Origin of the sequence: Oceanobacillus sp. AG (assembly GCF_009746545.1) — a bacterium.
Lineage (GTDB): Bacteria > Bacillota > Bacilli > Bacillales > Amphibacillaceae > Oceanobacillus > Oceanobacillus indicireducens.
Window position 1 is genome coordinate 169,399 of record NZ_WOWT01000002.1, and the last position, 19,497, is coordinate 188,895.

At 35.7% G+C, this 19,497-nt stretch carries 10 protein-coding genes; all 10 read left to right on the forward strand.

The annotated features are described in order from the left end of the window. Nucleotides 1–3 precede the first annotated feature (3 nt). The 10 genes from GN217_RS00770 to GN217_RS00815 all read left to right on the forward strand — a co-directional run bounded on the left by GN217_RS00770 (nt 4) and on the right by GN217_RS00815 (nt 19,395). Nucleotides 4–1,932 (forward strand): glycosyltransferase family 2 protein, encoded by a 1,929-nt coding sequence (locus tag GN217_RS00770; protein WP_156854341.1) that lies wholly within the window; start codon nt 4–6, stop codon nt 1,930–1,932. Beyond that, the gene (locus tag GN217_RS00775) at nt 1,922–4,078 is read left to right on the forward strand and encodes a glycosyltransferase family 2 protein (protein WP_198042540.1); all 2,157 of its coding nucleotides are present in this window, start codon (nt 1,922–1,924) and stop codon (nt 4,076–4,078) included. Before GN217_RS00770 ends, GN217_RS00775 begins: the two co-directional genes overlap by 11 nt. Next, nucleotides 4,068–5,483: an ATP-grasp fold amidoligase family protein gene (locus GN217_RS00780; RefSeq protein ID WP_156854345.1), complete on the forward strand. Its 1,416-nt coding sequence runs from the start codon at nt 4,068–4,070 to the stop codon at nt 5,481–5,483. Before GN217_RS00775 ends, GN217_RS00780 begins: the two co-directional genes overlap by 11 nt. Nucleotides 5,484–5,518: 35 nt before the next feature. Further along, on the forward strand, nt 5,519–7,141 hold the full coding sequence (locus GN217_RS00785) for an ATP-binding protein (RefSeq protein WP_156854347.1): 1,623 nt from the start codon (nt 5,519–5,521) through the stop codon (nt 7,139–7,141). Nucleotides 7,142–7,207: 66 nt separating this feature from the next. Next, nucleotides 7,208–8,821: an acylphosphatase gene (locus GN217_RS00790; protein WP_198042541.1), complete on the forward strand. Its 1,614-nt coding sequence runs from the start codon at nt 7,208–7,210 to the stop codon at nt 8,819–8,821. Nucleotides 8,822–8,853: 32 nt separating this feature from the next. Then, on the forward strand, nt 8,854–10,440 hold the full coding sequence (locus tag GN217_RS00795; RefSeq protein WP_156854351.1) for an ATP-grasp domain-containing protein: 1,587 nt from the start codon (nt 8,854–8,856) through the stop codon (nt 10,438–10,440). 61 nt (nt 10,441–10,501) lie between these two features. Then, nucleotides 10,502–12,079 (forward strand): acylphosphatase, encoded by a 1,578-nt coding sequence (locus tag GN217_RS00800; RefSeq protein ID WP_156854353.1) that lies wholly within the window; start codon nt 10,502–10,504, stop codon nt 12,077–12,079. A 54-nt stretch (nt 12,080–12,133) separates the two neighbouring features. Beyond that, entirely contained in the window at nt 12,134–13,879 is a 1,746-nt protein-coding gene (locus GN217_RS00805; RefSeq protein WP_156854355.1) for an ATP-grasp domain-containing protein, read from the forward strand. A gap of 146 nt (nt 13,880–14,025) precedes the next feature. Beyond that, the gene (locus tag GN217_RS00810) at nt 14,026–16,257 is read left to right on the forward strand and encodes a peptidoglycan-binding protein (RefSeq protein ID WP_156854357.1); all 2,232 of its coding nucleotides are present in this window, start codon (nt 14,026–14,028) and stop codon (nt 16,255–16,257) included. A 195-nt stretch (nt 16,258–16,452) separates the two neighbouring features. Continuing rightward, nucleotides 16,453–19,395 carry a peptidoglycan-binding protein gene (locus GN217_RS00815; protein ID WP_198042542.1) on the forward strand — a complete coding sequence of 981 codons (2,943 nt, stop codon included), beginning with the start codon at nt 16,453–16,455 and terminating at the stop codon, nt 19,393–19,395. The last annotated feature ends 102 nt before the right edge of the window (nt 19,396–19,497 follow it).

The following is a 19,497-nucleotide window of genomic DNA, read 5'->3' on the forward strand; positions in this document are numbered from 1 at the left end:
CAAATGAAACAAACGATAAAAAAAATATTCTTTGGCCCAGTAGATTGGTTTATATACTCCGTACTAAGTGAAACGCAAAGAAAAAATTTGACGGATAAGTTTTCAGCTGAACAAAAGCAAAAGATAAAAAAGGCTCTATTCGGTAAGAAACAGGCCCAAAGAAAAAAACTGAAACAAATTAAATACCAACTATATAATTTAGGATTTACAGATAGAGCGTACGCTGATTTGGTACATTACTATCAGACGATAGATGATCCCCAGCTCAAACGGCTTGCCGCATGGGAATTAACATTATGGCATGCGAATCAAAACACAGAAGCAGGTTCTAAGCATGCGCTGGATTATATAGAGGCAGCAAGAGATAATGAAAAAGATATCCACCAGTTGCGAAGAATAGCAATATTGGAAGCGGAATGCTTGGAAGCAACTGGGCGTATCGAGCAAGGAAAGCAAGTCATTCAGGAAATGCTTGCGCTCCAAAAACATGCAGATCTCTACCTTGCTGCTGCTAACATGGAAGAGAAAATAGAAGAACGGCTCAAGTGGATCAATAAAGCAATGAATACCTATGGGCTTCAATCAATCTATTTTTCCGCTAACGGTAAGCAACCAGAATATGATGATTTAGAAACAAAAGCAATGGATAGACAGATTACGGATGGCCCTAAGGTATCTGTTATCCTTCCTGCATTTAAGGCGGAGGAGGGAGTACGTGTTGCAATAGAATCGATCCTTTCACAAACATGGCAGAATATCGAGTTATTAGCTGTTGATGATTGTAGTCCAGATCGTACAGCTGCTGTTATTCAAGAATATGCGGCTAAAGATGAGCGAGTAAAATTGTTAACGACTCCTGAAAACAGTGGGCCATATATTGCGAGAAATATTGCACTACAGCACGCCACAGGAGAATATATCACAATTAATGATGCGGATGACTGGTCACACAGAGAAAAGATAGAACGGCAAGTAACGCATTTAATGGAGAATCAACATGTCATTGCAAATACTTCGGAACATGCCAGACTAACGGAGGATTTGAAATTATATCGCCGTGGTACACCTGGTAAATATATTTTCCCAAATATGTCTTCCATTATGTTCCGACGTAAACAAGTAGTAGAGAAAATTGGTCATTGGGATAGTGTTCGCTTTGCTGCAGATGGTGAGTTTAAGCGTCGTCTCCTCCAAGCATTTGGTAGGCAGAGTTATGTCGATTTACAGACAGGACCACTATCACTCCCAAGGCAATCTGTTACATCGTTAACTGCAAGTTCGGCTTTTGGCTATAACGGCTTTTTTATGGGAGTGCGCAGAGAATATGTGGAAGCGATGGAGGCTTTCCATCAGCAAGCTGAATCACTTTATTACGACTATCCAATGATGGAAAGACCATTCCAAGTGCCTGAACCGATGTGGCCGAACCGACTAGAGAAGCAAAATGGGTTTAGGCAGTTAGATCTTGTAATTGCTAGTGACTTTAGAGATCCAGATGAGCACTTACTCTCTCTACTCGATCAAGCTTTACAATCGAAGAAAACAATTGGAATTGTGCAATTGAATAAATATATGATAGAGGCGACGAACCTAACAGAAGAAATCAGGAATTTAATTAACGAATCAAAGGTCTCCTTCCTTGTTTATGGAGAGAAGATCAAGACAGATAAACTATTTATAATGGATGCAGCAGTGCTCAAAGATAAACAGCATTATGTTCCAGAAGTGAACGCAACGAAGACGTTTGTTATTTTAACCGCAACGGAAACAAAGGGAAATATCGAAGTGTACAAAGAAAATCTTACAACCTATTTCCAATCGGAAGCTACTTGGCATGCAGTGGATTCTGAAGTGGAAAAAGCTTGTGTTGCACAAGCGGAAACTCCTAAACTCAACCAAGTGTTTCACGAAAGATGGGTTAATGATGAATAAGAACACGAACAACGAAGAGCTGAAAACATACCGAGAAATAATAGATGCGGATATCCTAAGGAAGCAGCAGGAATTAAAGAAGCTTGGAGAAGAGTATGCTCAAGTTGAGCAGGAATTTAGAAAGGCCAAATACCTCACAGACAGCTTGAAAAGGACAAAGCGAAATATAATCTCATTCACCCGTTCTATTCCTGCTTACTTACTAGGTAGAAGAAACTTGAAGCAGCTTTACAGCAAATCTTATAAACTAAAAGATGCTAGCAATAGATTAAAGAAGTATAAAAGCTACTTATACAATTATGGCTTTGAAGAAAAGGTGCTTGCCGATCTTCAAAGCTTATTTCACGAAACATCAAATCGCTACTTACGGAAAGCTGTCGCTTGGGAGCTTTCTTTATGGTATGCAAATAAGTTAAATAAAGAAACAGCAACACTAACCCTTCATTATTTGGAAATAGCGCTAGAGCGAGAGACAAGAAAGGAAGTTATAAGAAAAGGTACCATCCTGCAAGCAGAAGCACTTGATTTATTAGGAAATAAAGCGGACGGTAAAAAGTTAATCCAGCAAATATTAAGAAAGCAAAAACATCCCGATCTTTATCTCGCTTTAGCTAATCTAGAAGACGAAATACAAGCAAGAATTAAGGCATCAAATGAAGCATTGAAAATGTATAAACTAGCCCCAATTGAATTAGCCCCTGAAACAGATTTATCGTTATATGAAAGATTAACGACGCAACAGTTGGAGCAAACAGATAGGAATAGACCGAAAGTAACCGTCATTATTCCTGCCTTTAATGCAGAGGCAGCTATCCATATTGCGATCGAATCATTGCTAAAACAAACCTATCGCAATTTGGAAATAATTGCGGTGGATGATTGCAGTACTGATCAGACCGCTCGTGTGCTAAAAGAATATACAGAACAAGATTCCCGGGTCCAATTTTTATCCGCGAGAGAAAATGGGGGTCCATACATTGCTAGAAACCTTGCCTTACAACAAGCAAGTGGAGAACTAGTAACAATTAATGATGCAGATGATTGGTCCCATCCAGAGAAGATTGCCGTACAGGTAGAAGACTTTCTGAAGAATCCGGACCGAATTGCAAATACGAGTGAGCACGCAAGGGTAACGGAGGAATTAAAGTTCTATCGGCGTGGAATGCCTGGTCAGTATATTTTTTCCAACATGTCGTCCCTTATGTTTAAGAAAGATCCTGTGCTTAATAACGCCGGCTATTGGGATAGTCTACGTTTTGCAGCAGATAGTGAATTTAAAAAGCGTTTAATAAAGATTTTTGGGACTGATAAAGTGATTGACTTACAGACAGGCCCTTTATCATTCCCAATGCAGTCAGCAAATTCTCTTACAGGAAGTTCTGCATTCGGGTATAACGGCCATCTGAAAGGAATAAGAAAGGAATATGCAGAGAGTCAGCACTGGTTCCATAACCATGCAGCATCTTTGTATATACCATACCCTCAAACAGAACGGCCCTTCCCTGTACCAGAACCAATGTGGCCGCAACGTGAGATAGATATAAATGGCGAACGTCAAGTTGATTTTGTTATTGTATGTGATTTCCGTGAAGAAATTGAAGCGCATCTGGGACGCTTTCTCCAGCAAATGAAGGAGCGGGATAAGCGAGTAGGTCTTGTGCAAATGGGAGTATATGACCTAAAAGCAAAGCAACAAATCCATCCATCCGTCCGAGAATATATCGATGGAAATAACATTCAAATGCTCGTCTACGGGGAATCTATCAACTGCGATATTCTTCTTGTGAATCACCCAGGGATTTTCAGCGAGGAGCAGAAATATATTCCTGAAGTGACAGCAAAGGTAATTCATGTAATTGTAACACAAGCGCCAAGGGATGCTAAAGTTAAATATAGATTGCGTCCTTGTGCACGAAAAATTGAAAGTTATGGGAAGACAACGAGTACATGGTATCCATTAAATAATAAAGTAAGAGAAAATCTATTAGAAAATCATTTGAGAGAATTACGATCCATCCGCTTATCAAAGGAAAATTGGTTTGAAGATGATATAACGGAGACAACCATCGCAAATTATATCGACGACTGGCAAACGGAACAGAATCAATATAAGCTAGGGAACCGAGGGGATTACGATGACGAATGAGCAGGATAAAGAAACAACGCACACACCGGTAAAGGATGAGCATATTTCCCCTGTGACAAAGGAGTTCATTGAAGAGCTAATAAAGCGAGAAGCTGAAGCGGACAAGCTCGAAGCAGAAATTCAAGGCTGTGAAAAGAAAATCAAACAGATGAAAAATAGTAACTCCTGGAGGAAAACAAGGAAGGCAAGAAAGTTCATCTCTGGCAAAACGGAAAGAGAAGCATATATAAAGGAACTTGAACTCCAAACTGCGATGCTTGAAACCGAGTTGCATCATATCAAAGAGAAACTGAGAAATATGGAGTTCAGTAATCAAAAAATAGATTACCAAACTATCTGGCGTATGGCTCAGGAAAAGAAACAGGATGGATCTTTAATCGAACATCTCGATAAGATGATTGCAGCGAAAGAGTTACGGGATATGAATCACCAACAATTTTTACAAGCTGCGGCCAGATTATTTATAAATGAAAATCCGATTTATAAAAAAACAGTATATGAAAAAATTTTAACAGGTCTGAATCAAGAAGATATACCCGAATTCATGGTACGGGCTGCTTTATCAGATGAGCAAGTTTCTTTACATCAAGCTGCTTCCTTTCGGGGGAGTTTAACAGCAAGAATGCGGAAATTACAGCTTACAGGTTCACTGCCTGAAATGATCCTTGACGATAAAAAGATTGCCTACCAGTTCATGGATATGTTACACATCAGCTCACCAAGAATAGATGAAAAAGAATATAAGCTAAGTGAAATAGAAGAGAGGGAAAATATAGTCATTAAACCGGTTGACGGGGCTGGAGCAAGGGGAGTATACCTTGTCTATCGAAATGATGATATAATTGATGTACGAGAAGCAAAGTCCGTGCCAAACTTTACTGTGCTGCGTCGAAATATGGAAAGGGATCTAGAAGCAGGTAGAGTGGATAGGGATGCTTGGCTAGTGGAAGAACTAATTACAGAAGATGCCAAAGCACATACACCTGCTCGAGATGTTAAATTCTATTGCTTCTATGGAAAAGTAGGGATTGTCTTAGAAATTGTCCGTTATCCAGAACTGAAGTATTGTTGGTGGACGGCAACCGGCGAGCGAGTATCTACCGGGAAATACGAATACAGCAGCTTCAATGGAAAAGGGATTACCGAAGAGGAAATAAAGATGGCAGAAGAAATCAGCCGGGAAGTACCCGCGCCATTTATTCGAATTGATTTCCTAAGAGGCGAAGAGAAATTGGTCTTTGGAGAATTGACGCCAAAGCCGGGGAATTATGATGAATTTGACACCCCAACAGACAAATGGCTTGGTGACTTCTACTTAGAAGCAGAAGCCCGTTTGGAACAGGATTTACTAAGTGGAAAAGAGTTCCACTATTATAAGCAACTACTCAAAAATATCAATGAATAACAGGAACGTGTTCTTATATATTAGGAGGAGAACCGATGGAAGAGAATCATGCAGAATGGCTTTCACACTTGTCCAGCGATATTGTAGCAGACGCGCATGGCAACTTATTGGATGCATATGTTATAGCGCTTGAGGGCTGGAGAAGAGGACTTACACTTAGATGGCATGTGAAGGACTCGGAGAAATTTAAAGATATGACAACCTGGTTTGTGGAACGGCCGGGACAGCTATTTTCTTTAAGTTCAAAGGAAAGAACACATTATTTTTTCCGGACTCGAGGAGATAAAGTGTCTAATGAAGCCGTTATGATTGGGAAAGATAAGGAACGGACAAAGCAAGTGCTAAGAACGGCAAGTATAAGTACTCCTGAAGGTGAAAAGTTTTTAGAGCATGATTCTGATGAAGTGATTAGAGAATATGTGAAATCTATAGGATACCCAGTAGCGATTAAACCTTTCGATGGAAGTTTTGGTAATGGTGTTATTACAAACATAACTGAGGATGGAAAGTTAAATGATGCAATTTCCTATGTCAGGAATGAGTTGGGATACAAAGAAGTTCTTGTTGAAAGGCATGTATTTGGAAAAGAGTTTCGAATTTACGTCGTTGGTGATGAAGCTGTAGGGGCTATCAATAGAATTCCTCCAAACGTGTTAGGCGATGGAAAAAGTACTATTGCAGAACTCATTCAAAAGAAAAATAACGAAAGAGCTAAGAATCCTCGTTTAGTGAGTTGTCCTATTCAAGTTAATGAGGAAATCAAAAGGTTTTTATCCTATAGTGGGTTAGATTTAGATTTTATTCCTGTCAAAGATCAGTTACTATATTTGAGTGAAAAAAGTAATGTATCTTTAGGTGGTGATCCTATCGACATTTTAGATGAATTACCTGAAAAAATCTTAGATATTGCAGTCCGCGCTATAAAGGCGATACCGGGTTTAGATCATGGGGCTGTGGATGTTATATGGGATGAAAATAACGAGGACTCCACGGGAGTTGTAATAGAAGTGAACCCGACTGCACAACTTGGTGGTATATTGTTTCCTATGGTTGGAAAGTCGAGAGATGTTCCATCAGCTATAATAGATTATTATTTTCCTGAGTCAAAAGAAAACAAAAGCCTAAAGCCAAATCTTTATTTTGATTTGGAAGAAGCATTAGAACCTTTGAGAAAGAAAATAGCAACATGTACAAGAGTGGCGTCTATAAAAAGTGGAGATTACTATTGTAATAAAATTGTCATTCATGAACAATTTAAAGAGAAGAACTTAACTGCAGAGATAAAAAAAATAGCAATCGAATATGGTTTATATGGCTATGTAAAAGAAAGTAATTTAGATCATTTATTAGAAATTGTAATAACAGGTTTGGATAGAAAGTTGATTAATGATTTTTTGTGTTCGCTATATAATTTGGGTATTGATAAAACAAATATATTACTATCCGAGTGCGACCAGCCAGTGAAAGTTGGATTTTATGTACAGAATAGTAAAGAAGAATTAATACACAAAATACATCAATCCGAAAAGAAATTGAGTAATATGGTGAGAGAAAAGAACAAAGCTTCCAAATTATACAATGATATGTTGAATAGTCGACTTTGGAAAATAACGAGACCTGTGAGACAATTAAGTTATTTAATGAAGAAAATATTTTAAAAACAATTAACGACAATGTTATTTAATAATGATTTACAATTACTTTTATACGAAGGGAAGATACAAATGAAGTCGACTAAAGATAATTATGAATTAGAATTATTATATCAATTAAAGGATATTGTCCCTCGGAGTGCATATGGGCCGAATTCGACCATGTTTGCAATTGCTTTAGAAGGTTGGCGAAGAGGCCTTCAGCTTAAATTTTATACAAAACTGATTAAAAACCGTGTCAAAATTAGATACGCTTTAGCAAGTGAAGAGAAAGAAATACCATTTCAATTATCTCTAGCAGAAATTGTACCTAAGAAAGCAAGGAGAATAACAAGAAGTAAAGCAGATACAAAAGAAGTTTTAATTCGAAATAAAGTCTCAACTCCTCAGGGAGGGAGTTTCAATGAGAAGGATACTGATACGGATATTATGGAGTATGCACAAAATTTAGGATATCCATTAATAATAAAACCTACGAATGCTAGTCTTGGAATAGGTGTTATTACCGATATTCAGAATAAGGATATGCTTGAAGAAGCATTAAAAGAACTGCGTGGACGAATGGGATATAAAGAAATCATATTAGAGCAAGAAGTTACAGGAGATGACACTCGCTTATTTGTAATTGGCGATGAGGTTTTTTGTGCGTTTAAACGAATTGCACCAAATGTTACAGGCAATGGAAAAAATACTATTAAAGAATTAATTTCTGACAAAAATGATGAGAGGAAAAATCACCCTCACATGAACGGATCAAGGATACCAATTAATGATGATGTCATTGAACATCTTGCGAAACAAAACTTAACTCTAGATTCAATTTTAGAAGAAGGTAAAAATATAACCCTAGATACACATACCTTTCCTTCAAACGGAGCGGAAATAGCTGAAGTAACTGAAGAATTAACAGAGGAAGATAGAAAACTAGCTGTACAGGCAGCTAAAACTTTACCAGGACTAACAGTATGTGGTGTAGATATAATGATAGATCGAGAAAAAGATACTCGCTATGTTTTGGAGTTAAACTCCCGTCCAAATATTATTGGCAGCTTATTTCCATGGGTTGGTACTCCAAAAAATATAGCAAAGGCAATAGTGGATTTTTATTTCCCTGAAAGTCTTGAGGAAACCAAGAGACGCGAGGGCGATAATTTTTATTTTGATTTTGATGAAATCTCAAGAATATTAAAATCTGGAATTGCAAAAGAAATCATTGTGCCGCCCCTAACTAAAAAGGAAATAATCATGAAAAAACTAATTGTTACTGGAAAAGTGCAGGGAGTAGGATTTAGAAAATGGGTTCAAAGAACAGCTACAGGTTTTGCGTTAAATGGTTTTGTTAAAAACCTTAAAAATGGGAATGTCCAAATAGTTATTGCTGGTACAAGTCAGAATGTCAATAAATTTATTGAAAATGTTGAAACTAAAAAGTCAAAAAAAATAAGGGTAGAAAAGGTACGTGTCACTAAGTGGGATAATCCTGTAAAAGCTGCTTTTGAAATAAAAACTTCTACAGGCAATATTGATAAATTAAAAAAAGAGCTTAGCAAGGTAAAAAATAGAAATAATGAATTAGAAACAAAACTTAAGAAAACTCAGCAAAAGTTAAGCTGGATGGAGAAAAGCAAGAGTTGGAGATTAACGCTACCGGCAAGGAAATTGTTAAAAACAATGAAACGAAATTAATTATTTGGTAAAAACCAAGGGAAGTTTTAGATATGGGAAAGAATTATCATGTATGGTTACCGCAATTAATCGATACCATACCAAATGCAGCTAAAAGAAATAGAATAAGTATGTATTCGCTGGCTCTTGAAGCTTGGCGCCGAGGTTTATTAGTTAATTTTTACACAGCAAAAGTTGATGGTATTTTTGATATTAAATATTCAATATCCGACAGTTTTAAAACCCATCATTTTTTTGGATCTTGTGGGGATCTGAATACCGAAGAAGCGGTACAGATATGTCATGATAAAGTTAAAACAAAGCAACTGCTAAATAAAAGTGGAATAAATGTTCCGATGGGTAGACAATTTAATATTCAAACCGATTCCCATAAAATATTAGATTATGCTAACGAGGTAAATTTTCCTGTCGTTTTAAAGCCACTCAATGCAAGTGGAGGAAGAGGAGTATTTGTAAACCTAGCAAATGAAAAAGAGCTTTTAGATGCCCTTACATTTATCGAAAAAAAACTTCCTTATCAAGACATTATTATGGAAAAATACGTAGAAGGAAAAGAGGTACGGGTTTATGTTCTTGCAGACAAAGTTCTCAGCGCTGTTCATAGAAAACCCGCTCATATTATTGGGGACGGAATAAAGAACATATCGGAACTAATTGAAGAGAAAAATGAAATCAGAAAAAAGACACCAACACTATATTACAGACCTATTAAAATTGATGCGAGTTTAACAAAACGATTAAAAAAAATGGGATATTCTATGGATGATATACCTAAAAATAATGAATTAATTTATTTACGTGAAACGAGCAATATTTCAACTGGCGGAGAACCTTTTGAGGTTACACATTTATTGACTGATTCACACAAAGAAACTGCAGTTAACGTTATTAAATCAATACCTGGTCTTGTTCATGGTGGTATTGACATGATTATTAATAATGAAAATTGCTCCATACTTGAGGTAAATGCACAACCAGGCCTAGGCTCCCATTTATTTCCGTTAGACGGAGAAGCGGTTGATATACCGAAGTATCTAATTGATTATTATTTTCCTGAAACGCTGAATATAAAAACAGCAGATTCTAATATATATTTCGATTTTAATACAGTTTTAGATGTCTTGAATAACACTGGTTTAAATGAAGTAACTATTGGACAGATAAATAGAAATGTATGGCAGACAAAGAGATACTTGGTTAAAGCTATATTTGAACCTATACGATATTATAATTGGATAAGGAATAAAATGTTTGAAAAAAAACTGATAGGCTCTATGACTAAGCTTGATCAAGACTGGATTGAGTTTGTAGTCGCTGGAGAGACTATTGAAGAAATCGCAAGTTTTTATGAAATATTAAATGATAACATTCTTAAAAAATATATTATGCAAGTAAAAGAAGAGCCTTGGAATAGACCAATTCAATATGGATTCGAGTTTATTGATGGATATCACATGCTCAGTAAAAGAGAATTAGAAGAAAAAATAAAGGATTTAGAAAAAGAACTATCCATTGCTGAGAGAGAATTGAATAGGGTTTCTTCTCAAATTACAAAGATGAAAAACAGCAATACATGGAGACTGTTAACGAGAATAAAAAGGGTAATAAAAAGTAATTGAATCTAGATTAAAGTTTAATGAGCTATAAAGTTGGATCTAAAGCAGTAGGAGGAAGAACATAATGAAAGAAATTAAAGAGAATTGGTTACCCCATTTAATTAATGCGGTACCGGCTGCTGGTTTTGGAAAAAGATTAAGTTTGTATACAATCGCTCTAGAAGGATGGAGAAGAGGATTAAAGTTGAAGTTTTTCACTTTGGATGATCCTGAGAATAAATTACGGATTCGCTATACACTGAGCTCCGATGAAAGGGAGCATACATTCGAGTCCTCGAAAGGTGATAAAACAACAGATTTAGCATACAAAATTTGTGATAATAAATATCTTACAAAAGAATACCTTCAAAAAGCTGGTGTTCCAGTTGCTGAAGGAAAGAGTTTTTCGGAAGATGTGAGTAATGATGAAATAATTGAATATGCAAATAAATTGGGTTACCCTTTAGTTATTAAGCCAATTAGTGCAAATGGAGGAAAAGGTGTAGTTTCAAATATTGAAAACCAAAAAGAACTAGAAGATGCATTATCTTATGTTCGGCATGAATTAGATTATCCTGAAGTAATTGTAGAATCATTTGTTCAAGGTAATGAATTCCGGTTTATAGTGGTTGATAATGAAGTAGTGGGCGTATTGAATAGAGTTCCAGCTCATATTGTTGGAAATGGAAAAAGCACAATTAGAGAATTGATAAGGGAAAAAAATGAAGAAAGAAGAAAAAATCCACATTTAAAAAGTAGAATGATTAAAATTGACCGTACTGTAACTGATCTATTAGATGAATTGGGATATACTTTGAAATCAATTCCAAAAGAAGGAGAAGTGGTTCAATTAAGGTTAACAAGTAACCTTTCTACAGGTGGAGATTCTATAGAATTAACGGATGTAATTTCTCCCGAGCTAAAAAAAATTGCGATTGAAGGTACAAAGGCTATTCCTGGATTAACTGTAAGTGGTATGGATATCATGGTAGACAGCGATAATAAATCAGGTGTTATCATTGAAGCTAATACACGACCAGGTTTAGGAGGCCATTTATTCCCTGTTGAAGGAACACCAAAAGACATACCAAAGGTTATTGTTGATTATTATTTCCCCGAAACGAAAGATGTTGAAAAATCAAGTTTATACTTTGACTTTAATAGCATTCTAGAGCCATTAATAAATAGAACTGCTAAGACGGTCTATGTGAGTCCAGCGCCTACGGGAAAAGTCTTTGGCAAAAAGTATATTGTATATGGAAAGTTGCAAAAAGTTGGTTACAAAGTTTGGATAAAGAGGCAAGCTTTACTTCATAGACTGAATGGTTTTATGGAGGACTTGGAAGATGGGGGTATTGCCATTGTTGTTGCATCACCTAAAAAGGAAGATGTAGTCAATTTTAAGGAGATTTGTGAAAAGGGTAATGGAAGAGCTAAAATAACTAATATTATTGAAGAAAACTTTGATAAACCAGTAAAAATCGGATTCGAAATCAATAAAACTCTTAGTAAAGAGGAAATTAAAGAACTTGAAGAGGATACAATTGTTTTGGAAAAAGAGAGAGATTATTTTAAAAAGAAATTTACTCAAATTGAAACAAGCAGAATGTGGAGATATACATCTCCTGTTCGAACTGTGCTTGATAAGATAAAGGGGAAATAAGAGAGAAGAGTAATGAAAATATAGGAAGTTTATAGATACGGAGATGATTTGATAATGGATGAAAATAGGACGTGGCTAAATCATTTGGAAGAGGCTGTCCCATTGAAGGGGTATGGGAACAGACTTAGTATGTATCTAATCTCACTCGAAGCTTGGCGTAGAGGAATAACTATAAACTTTTTTAATAAAGATAATCCGGATAATAAAAACCTAATAAGGTATTCACTGAATTATGGTGGGAAAGAATACCAATTTGAATCATCCAGAGGCAATAAATTAAGCAAGGAAGCATTTGAAATCTGTAATAATAAAGATTTGACTAAACAGTTTATGACAAAATTAGGTGTGAAAGTACCACAGGGTAAGAGATTTTTTAAGGACGTGAAAGAAGAGGATGTGGTATCCTTTGCTGAAACAATAGGCTATCCTGTGGTCTTAAAACCTAGTGATCAAAATGCTGGAAAAGGTGTATTCTCCAATATAGCCGATGCGAAAGAGCTAAAAGAGGCTTTATGGCATTTGACGGAAGAATTGAATTATAAAGATTTTATCGTTGAGGAATTTATCCCAGGGACGGAATATCGGGTCTTCCTAATAAATGGTAAAGTATTGGCTGCTGTTAATAGGATTCCTGCTAACATAGTTGGAAATGGAAGAGATACTGTTGAAACCCTAATAAACCAAAAAAATAAAGCGAGAAAAGATAATCCGGCACTTTCTTCCAAGACTATTAAAATAGATAGAGAAATAATAAATAATCTGAAAAGCTGTGGTTATAATATGCAAAGTATCCCATCAAAGGGAGAAAAGATTTTATTGAGAAACAATAGTAATGTATCCACTGGGGGAGATTCCATTGATGTAACGGATAGCCTAACAGACACGCAGATAGACATGGCTCAAAAGGCTGCTAAATCAATACCTGGTTTAGATATTTGTGGTTTAGACATGTTAGTAGACATAGAAACTGGGGCTCCCACGATTATAGAGATAAATACAAAACCTATGATAGGATTACACGTGTTTCCAATGGAAGGAAAATCTAGAGATGTCGTTAAACACATTGTAGATTATTATTTCCCAGAATCTATTGATGGAGAAAAGTCAAATCTTTATTTTGATTTTGAAAATGTTATAGGAGCCTTAAATAATATCACTACTAAAGAATTACAATTACTCCCTCCGAATAATCTAAAAGAATACTTTGGAAAAAAGATTAGCATAATAGGAAAAAACTTAAATGCAACATTTATGGGGAATGTTAGAAGAATATCAATGCAGAATAGCGTATATGGCTATATTAAAAAGTTAGAAACAAACTCAGTGGAAATTGTTTTAGCGCACTACGATCTTGATATCGTAAAGAGGGTCATGGATCATATTTATTCTCTTAACAACGTTGAAATTGAGAATGTTGAAGAAGAAGATTGGAGAAAGCCTGTTAAAGTTGGATTTGAAATTAAAAGAGATGGACTGCAAGAATTATATAAATCTCTAGCAATAGAAAAGTCTACTAATAAGTCCTTGATTAGAGATAAAAATAATCTAAATCGATTACAAAAAAAGCAAAAAGATGATTTAAATAAACAAAAAGAAAAAAATAAAAGAATACAACAAGAACTAGATTCACTTTTAGAAAGACAAAAGAAATTAGAAAAAAGAAATAAAATATTGCAAAAAGAATTAAGTGATGAAAGACTCACCAGAGAGCAATTTGAGAGAAAGTATGAAAATATCTTAGAAAGTAAATCATGGATTGTAACGAAACCATTTAGAAATTTAAGAAGGCTATTTAAGTAGCATAAATTTAAAGCCATATAAGGACTTATGACTCAGATAAGTCCTTTTTTTATTGGAATAAAGTGAAAAAAATGGGTAAAACTGTTGATTTTTGATGCTTTATCACTGATACTAGATAATGTAATAGAAATTTAGGAGGTGAAAAGTTGAGAAAAATAAAAACTACTACTTTTGCACTGGGACTTATCTTGGTGTTTTCGTTTAATCCTACCATTCAAAATGTGTCTGCAGAAGAGGTTGAACAAATAGAAAATCCAGCTAAAGGTGAAATAGCTGAAGAATCTACTCTACAAAATCAGGTTGATCAGGAAGAGGACATAGTTGATAAAGCGACTTCAGAAGAGAAACATGAACAAGAAATCATTGAAGATAAAGATTCGATTGATCCGAATAATGAAATAGAAGAAAAAGAAAATATTACGGAAACGAATATTTACGAAGAAGAAAAAAAGAGTGATCAACAATCTGATATGGAACAAGAAAATAAGGAAGTTGTCAGTGATGAAGACGAAAGTGAAATAGATGAGTCTGCGGTTAAATCTGTAAGTGCAAAATCATTGTATGATATTGGTGATAGTGGCCCTCATGTGAAGGAGCTAAAGCAAGAACTTGTTCGTCTAGGTTTTGCAAAGTGGTCTAATCCTACTGAAGTATATGGCCAAATAACAGCAAATGTTGTAAAAGATTTCCAAAAATACTATGGTTTAACAGAAACGGGAAAAGCAGACGCAGCGACAAGAAATAAGATGAAAGCAGTCTTAAATCCACCATATCAAAACAGAGATAGAGGACAGCCGGTTATAAAATTAAAAGAAAATCTAGTGAAGCTAGGTTATGCTAACTGGTCCAATCCAAGTCAATTCTATGGTTCTGCAACGGAGAAGGTGGTAAAGAAATTTCAGCGAGCTAATGGTTTAATAGTCGATGGAATAGCTGGTTCTAGCACGTTATCTAAAATAAATGAATTGTTAACCTCTCGATATATGAATGGAGATAGAGGTCCTCACGTAGTAGAATTAAAGCTGGACCTAGTGCAGTTGGGTTTTGCAAAGTGGTCTAATCCTACTGAAGTATATGGTCAAATAACAGCAAATGTTGTAAAAGATTTCCAAAGATACTATGGTTTAACAGAAACGGGAAAAGCAGACGCAGCGACAAGAAATAAGATGAAAGCAGTCTTAAATCCACCATATCAAAACAGAGATAGAGGACAGCCGGTTATAAAATTAAAAGAAAATCTAGTGAAGCTAGGTTATGCTAACTGGTCCAATCCAAGTCAATTCTATGGTTCTGCAACGGAGAAGGTGGTAAAGAAATTTCAGCGAGCTAATGGTTTAATAGTCGATGGAATAGCTGGTTCTAGCACGTTATCTAAAATAAATGAATTGTTAACCTCTCGATATATGAATGGAGATAGAGGTCCTCACGTAGTAGAATTAAAGCTGGACCTAGTGCAGTTGGGTTTTGCAAAGTGGTCTAATCCTACTGAAGTATATGGTCAAATAACAGCAAATGTCGTGAAGGATTTCCAAAAGTACTATGGTTTAACAGAAACAGGAATAGCTGACTCAGCGACAAGAAATAAGATGAAAGCAGTCTTAAATCCACCATATCAAAACAGAGATAGAGGACAGCCGGTTATAAAATTAAAGGAAAATCTAGTGAAGCTAGGTTATGCTAACTGGTCCAATCCAAGTCAATTCTATGGTTCTGCAACGGAGAAGGTTGTAAAGGACTTTCAGCGTGCTAATGGTTTAACGGTCGATGGAATAGCCGGATTAGCGACGCTTAAAAAGATGGAGGATGCTCTATCAGACACAGTAAAGGTGTTTATCGATCCGGGGCATGGCGGTCTTGATTCAGGTGCCACTGCTTATGGGCTATATGAAAAAGATGTCGTGTTATCTATTGCATTAAAATTAGCACAGGAGCTTAGTAGTTATGCTGGTATAGAGATTATGTTGTCACGAACGACAGATGTATCAATATCCTTAGAAGAGCGAACACGAATGGCTAATAATTGGGGTGCGGATTTCTTTATAAGCTTACATACTAACTCTCACAACTATAATGCAAATGGATTTGAATCATTTATATATAACGGTGTAGTTTCAAAAGAAACCAGTGATAGGCAAAATGATATCCATAACCACGTTGCTAGCTGGCTTAAGTCCAACAATGGGATTAATGATCGGGGAAAAAAACGTGCTAATTTTCATGTGCTCAGGGAAAGCGAAATGCCATCGTTACTCCTTGAATATATGTTCATAGATAACAGTAAAGAAAACAATCTATTGAAGAGCAAAAGTTATCGTGAAAAATTAGGAAAAATAACAGCAGATGCAATTGTTAAATCTTTTAACTTAAAGAAAAAATAATACTAAAATATCTTACTAATTTAACTCGACAATGCTTAAAACCATTGTCGAGTTTTTATAAGAAGTTAAACAAAATGCGATAGGGTAATAGAATTTATCAAAACTATTGAAAATATCCTTTGAGTTGCCGATAATAATATAGAATAGAGAAAATTATAGGGAGGTGAATCTAAAGTGGTAAAAAGAAGTCTAATAATGTCAATTGTTTTCTTAGTCTTTTTCAGCTTTAGTTCAATAGTAGGTGCAGAAGAAAAGGCGGAAATACATAATGAGGGTTTGACCGAGGAACAAACTCCTCTATTAGATGAGAATGAAATTAAAGTCAAATCTGAGAAAGCAGATAGTGAAGAAGAAACTGCCAGCGATAATGAGAGTTTAATAGAAGAATCAGCTAATGAAGAAACAAATGAAGTTCAGGATGAGGAAATAAATGCTGAACCGGTAGATGAGGAAATGAAAGAAGAAATAACAGAGAAAGAATCGACTGAAGAGGAAGGACCGAATGAAGAAACAACAGGGGCAATTTTAAACACAGTTCAACAATATGCACCAGGAGATTATGGTGATCACATTGTTGAATTGAAGAGTAAATTAGTACGGTTGGGCTTTGCAAAATGGAGTTCTCCGACCCCTTCCTATGGTCAGATTACATCAAAAGTTGTGGCAGAGTTTCAAGCCTATTATGATTTGTCACCAACCGGAATCGCCGATGAAACAACTAGAGCTAAAATTGAGGAGGTCCTTAATCCTCCATATAAAATAGGGGATCGTGGTGTACAGATTGTTGAAATAAAAGAAAATCTAGTGAAATTAGGCTATGCGAATTGGAAGAATCCTAGTCAATTTTATGGACAAATTACAGCGAATACGGTAAAGAAGTTTCAGTCTGATTATGGTCTACCAATTGATGGGATTGCTGGTACACAAACACTAAATAAAATACAGACGGCTCTAATAGAAGGAAATGAGTATAGAAATGGTGATAGTGGACAGCATGTCGTAGCATTAAAACAGGATTTAGTAAAGTTAGGCTTTGCTTCTTGGAAAAATCCTAGTCAAGTTTATGGAAATATTACTGCTAACGTAGTACGCGAATTCCAAAGTTATTATGGACTTCCTGCTACAGGACAAGCTAATGAGACTACACGAAATAAAATTGCCGAGGTGCTAAACCCGCCATATAAGAATCGTGATCGTGGAGAACCAGTTGTAAAACTTAAAGAAGACTTAGTAAAATTAGGCTTTGCAAATTGGTCAAATCCTAGTCAATTTTATGGTACTGCTACAGCAAATGTTGTAAAGAAATTTCAAAAAGAAAATAACTTGACGGTGGATGGTATTGCGGGATCAAGCACGCTTGCTAAAATTGAAGAGTTATTAACTTTAGAAAGTAAATATAAGAATGGTGATAGTGGGCAACATATAGTGGAGCTAAAGAAAGACTTAGTAAAGCTAGGCTTTGCTTCTTGGAAAAATCCTAGTCAAGTTTATGGAAATATTACTGCTAATGTAGTACGTGAATTCCAAAGTTATTATGGACTTCCTGCTACAGGACAAGCTAATGAGACTACACGTAATAAAATTGCTGAGGTGCTAAACCCGCCATATAAGAATCGTGATCGTGGAGAACCGGTTGTAAAACTTAAAGAAGACTTAGTAAAATTAGGCTTTGCAAATTGGTCAAATCCATCACAATTTTATGGTTCCGTCACAGTGAATGTGGTTAAAGAATTCCAGTCGTACTATGACTTAAATGAAACTGGTGTTGCGGATAATGAAGTATTATCTAAAATTGAACAAATTTTATCAACAGCTTATCAACCTGGTGATAGTGGACCACATATCATAAAAATAAAAGAAGGATTGACACTACTTGGTTTTGCAAATTGGTCAAATCCTACCTCTGTATATGGTTCTATCACAGCGAAAGTAGTTTCAGAGTTCCAAAAATATCACAATTTAAAAGTCAATGGAATGGTAGATGAAGTTACATTAAATAAACTAGAAATTGAAGTGGAGAAAAAGCTTGAATCTATGCAGGTTTCTCACTATAATATTACACTGGAAGAAGCCTTAAGGATACAAATGGCAGCAAACCCTCAAACAGATAAATATCGAAACGAACCTGCATATATTTCAAGCAGCTATGTCAATCTTGGCCATAAAGGAACAACGATTTCAAGCTCCAATGTTAATTTAAGATCTAAGGCAAATACAACGGCCACAATTAACCATAAAGTAGGACCAAATACTACATTGGTCGTACTCGAAAAAGTAAAAGGTTCGACAGTAAATGGAAGTACAGAATGGTATAAAGTTTGGTATAACGGTAAAAACAGCTATGTTCATAATTCTCTTGTGAACGAACAGAAAGTTCAAATGGCCATCGTTACAGCAAGCAATTTGAATGTAAGAGCACAAGCTACTGCAAACTCTCATAAATATGGTTCATTGAGTAAAGGAAAAGTACTTGAGGTAATTGGGAAAAAGGGCACATGGTTACAAGTTCCTTATGATGCTTGGAGAAACGCTACTGAATCGGATACGTTAGAGTTTCTTGATCCCATGAATAAAGATGTTGATGAGTTCCAGCACTTAGACTTATCGTCAACAGTTGGTGCTACAGCTAAAGAACTGAATAAATATCTCCAAGGAAAAGGTATTCTCGCAGGTACAGGGCAAGCATTCATTGATGCAGCAAAAAAGCACAATATCAATGAGCTATATTTGCTGTCCCATGCATTATTGGAAACTGGCAATGGAACATCAAAGCTCTCCAATGGAATTACCGTAAATGGTAAGAAGGTTTACAATATGTTCGGTATTGGCGCGGTAGACTCTTGTCCAGAAAAATGTGGTTCAGAGAGAGCGTATGAAGAAGGATGGGATACACCTTACAAAGCAATTGTAGGCGGCGCGAAATTTATAGGTGATTATTATATTCATAACGACTATAATCAAAATACCTTGTATAAGATGCGCTGGAATCCAGAAGGTATGGCTCGTCACGGATCTGCAACGCACCAATACGCTACAGATATTCGATGGGCTGAAAAGCAAATTAGCAATTTAAAGAAATTACATCGAGACATATTAGTTAACCCTGTACTTAAGTTTAATTTTGTACAATATAAGTAAATAAGTAAATCTAAGAATCTAGCCATCTAGTAAGGCTAGATTCTTTAGTGTACAAGGACTAATACATAATAGATTTAAGATAGAATCGAAGACTGCAGTAGA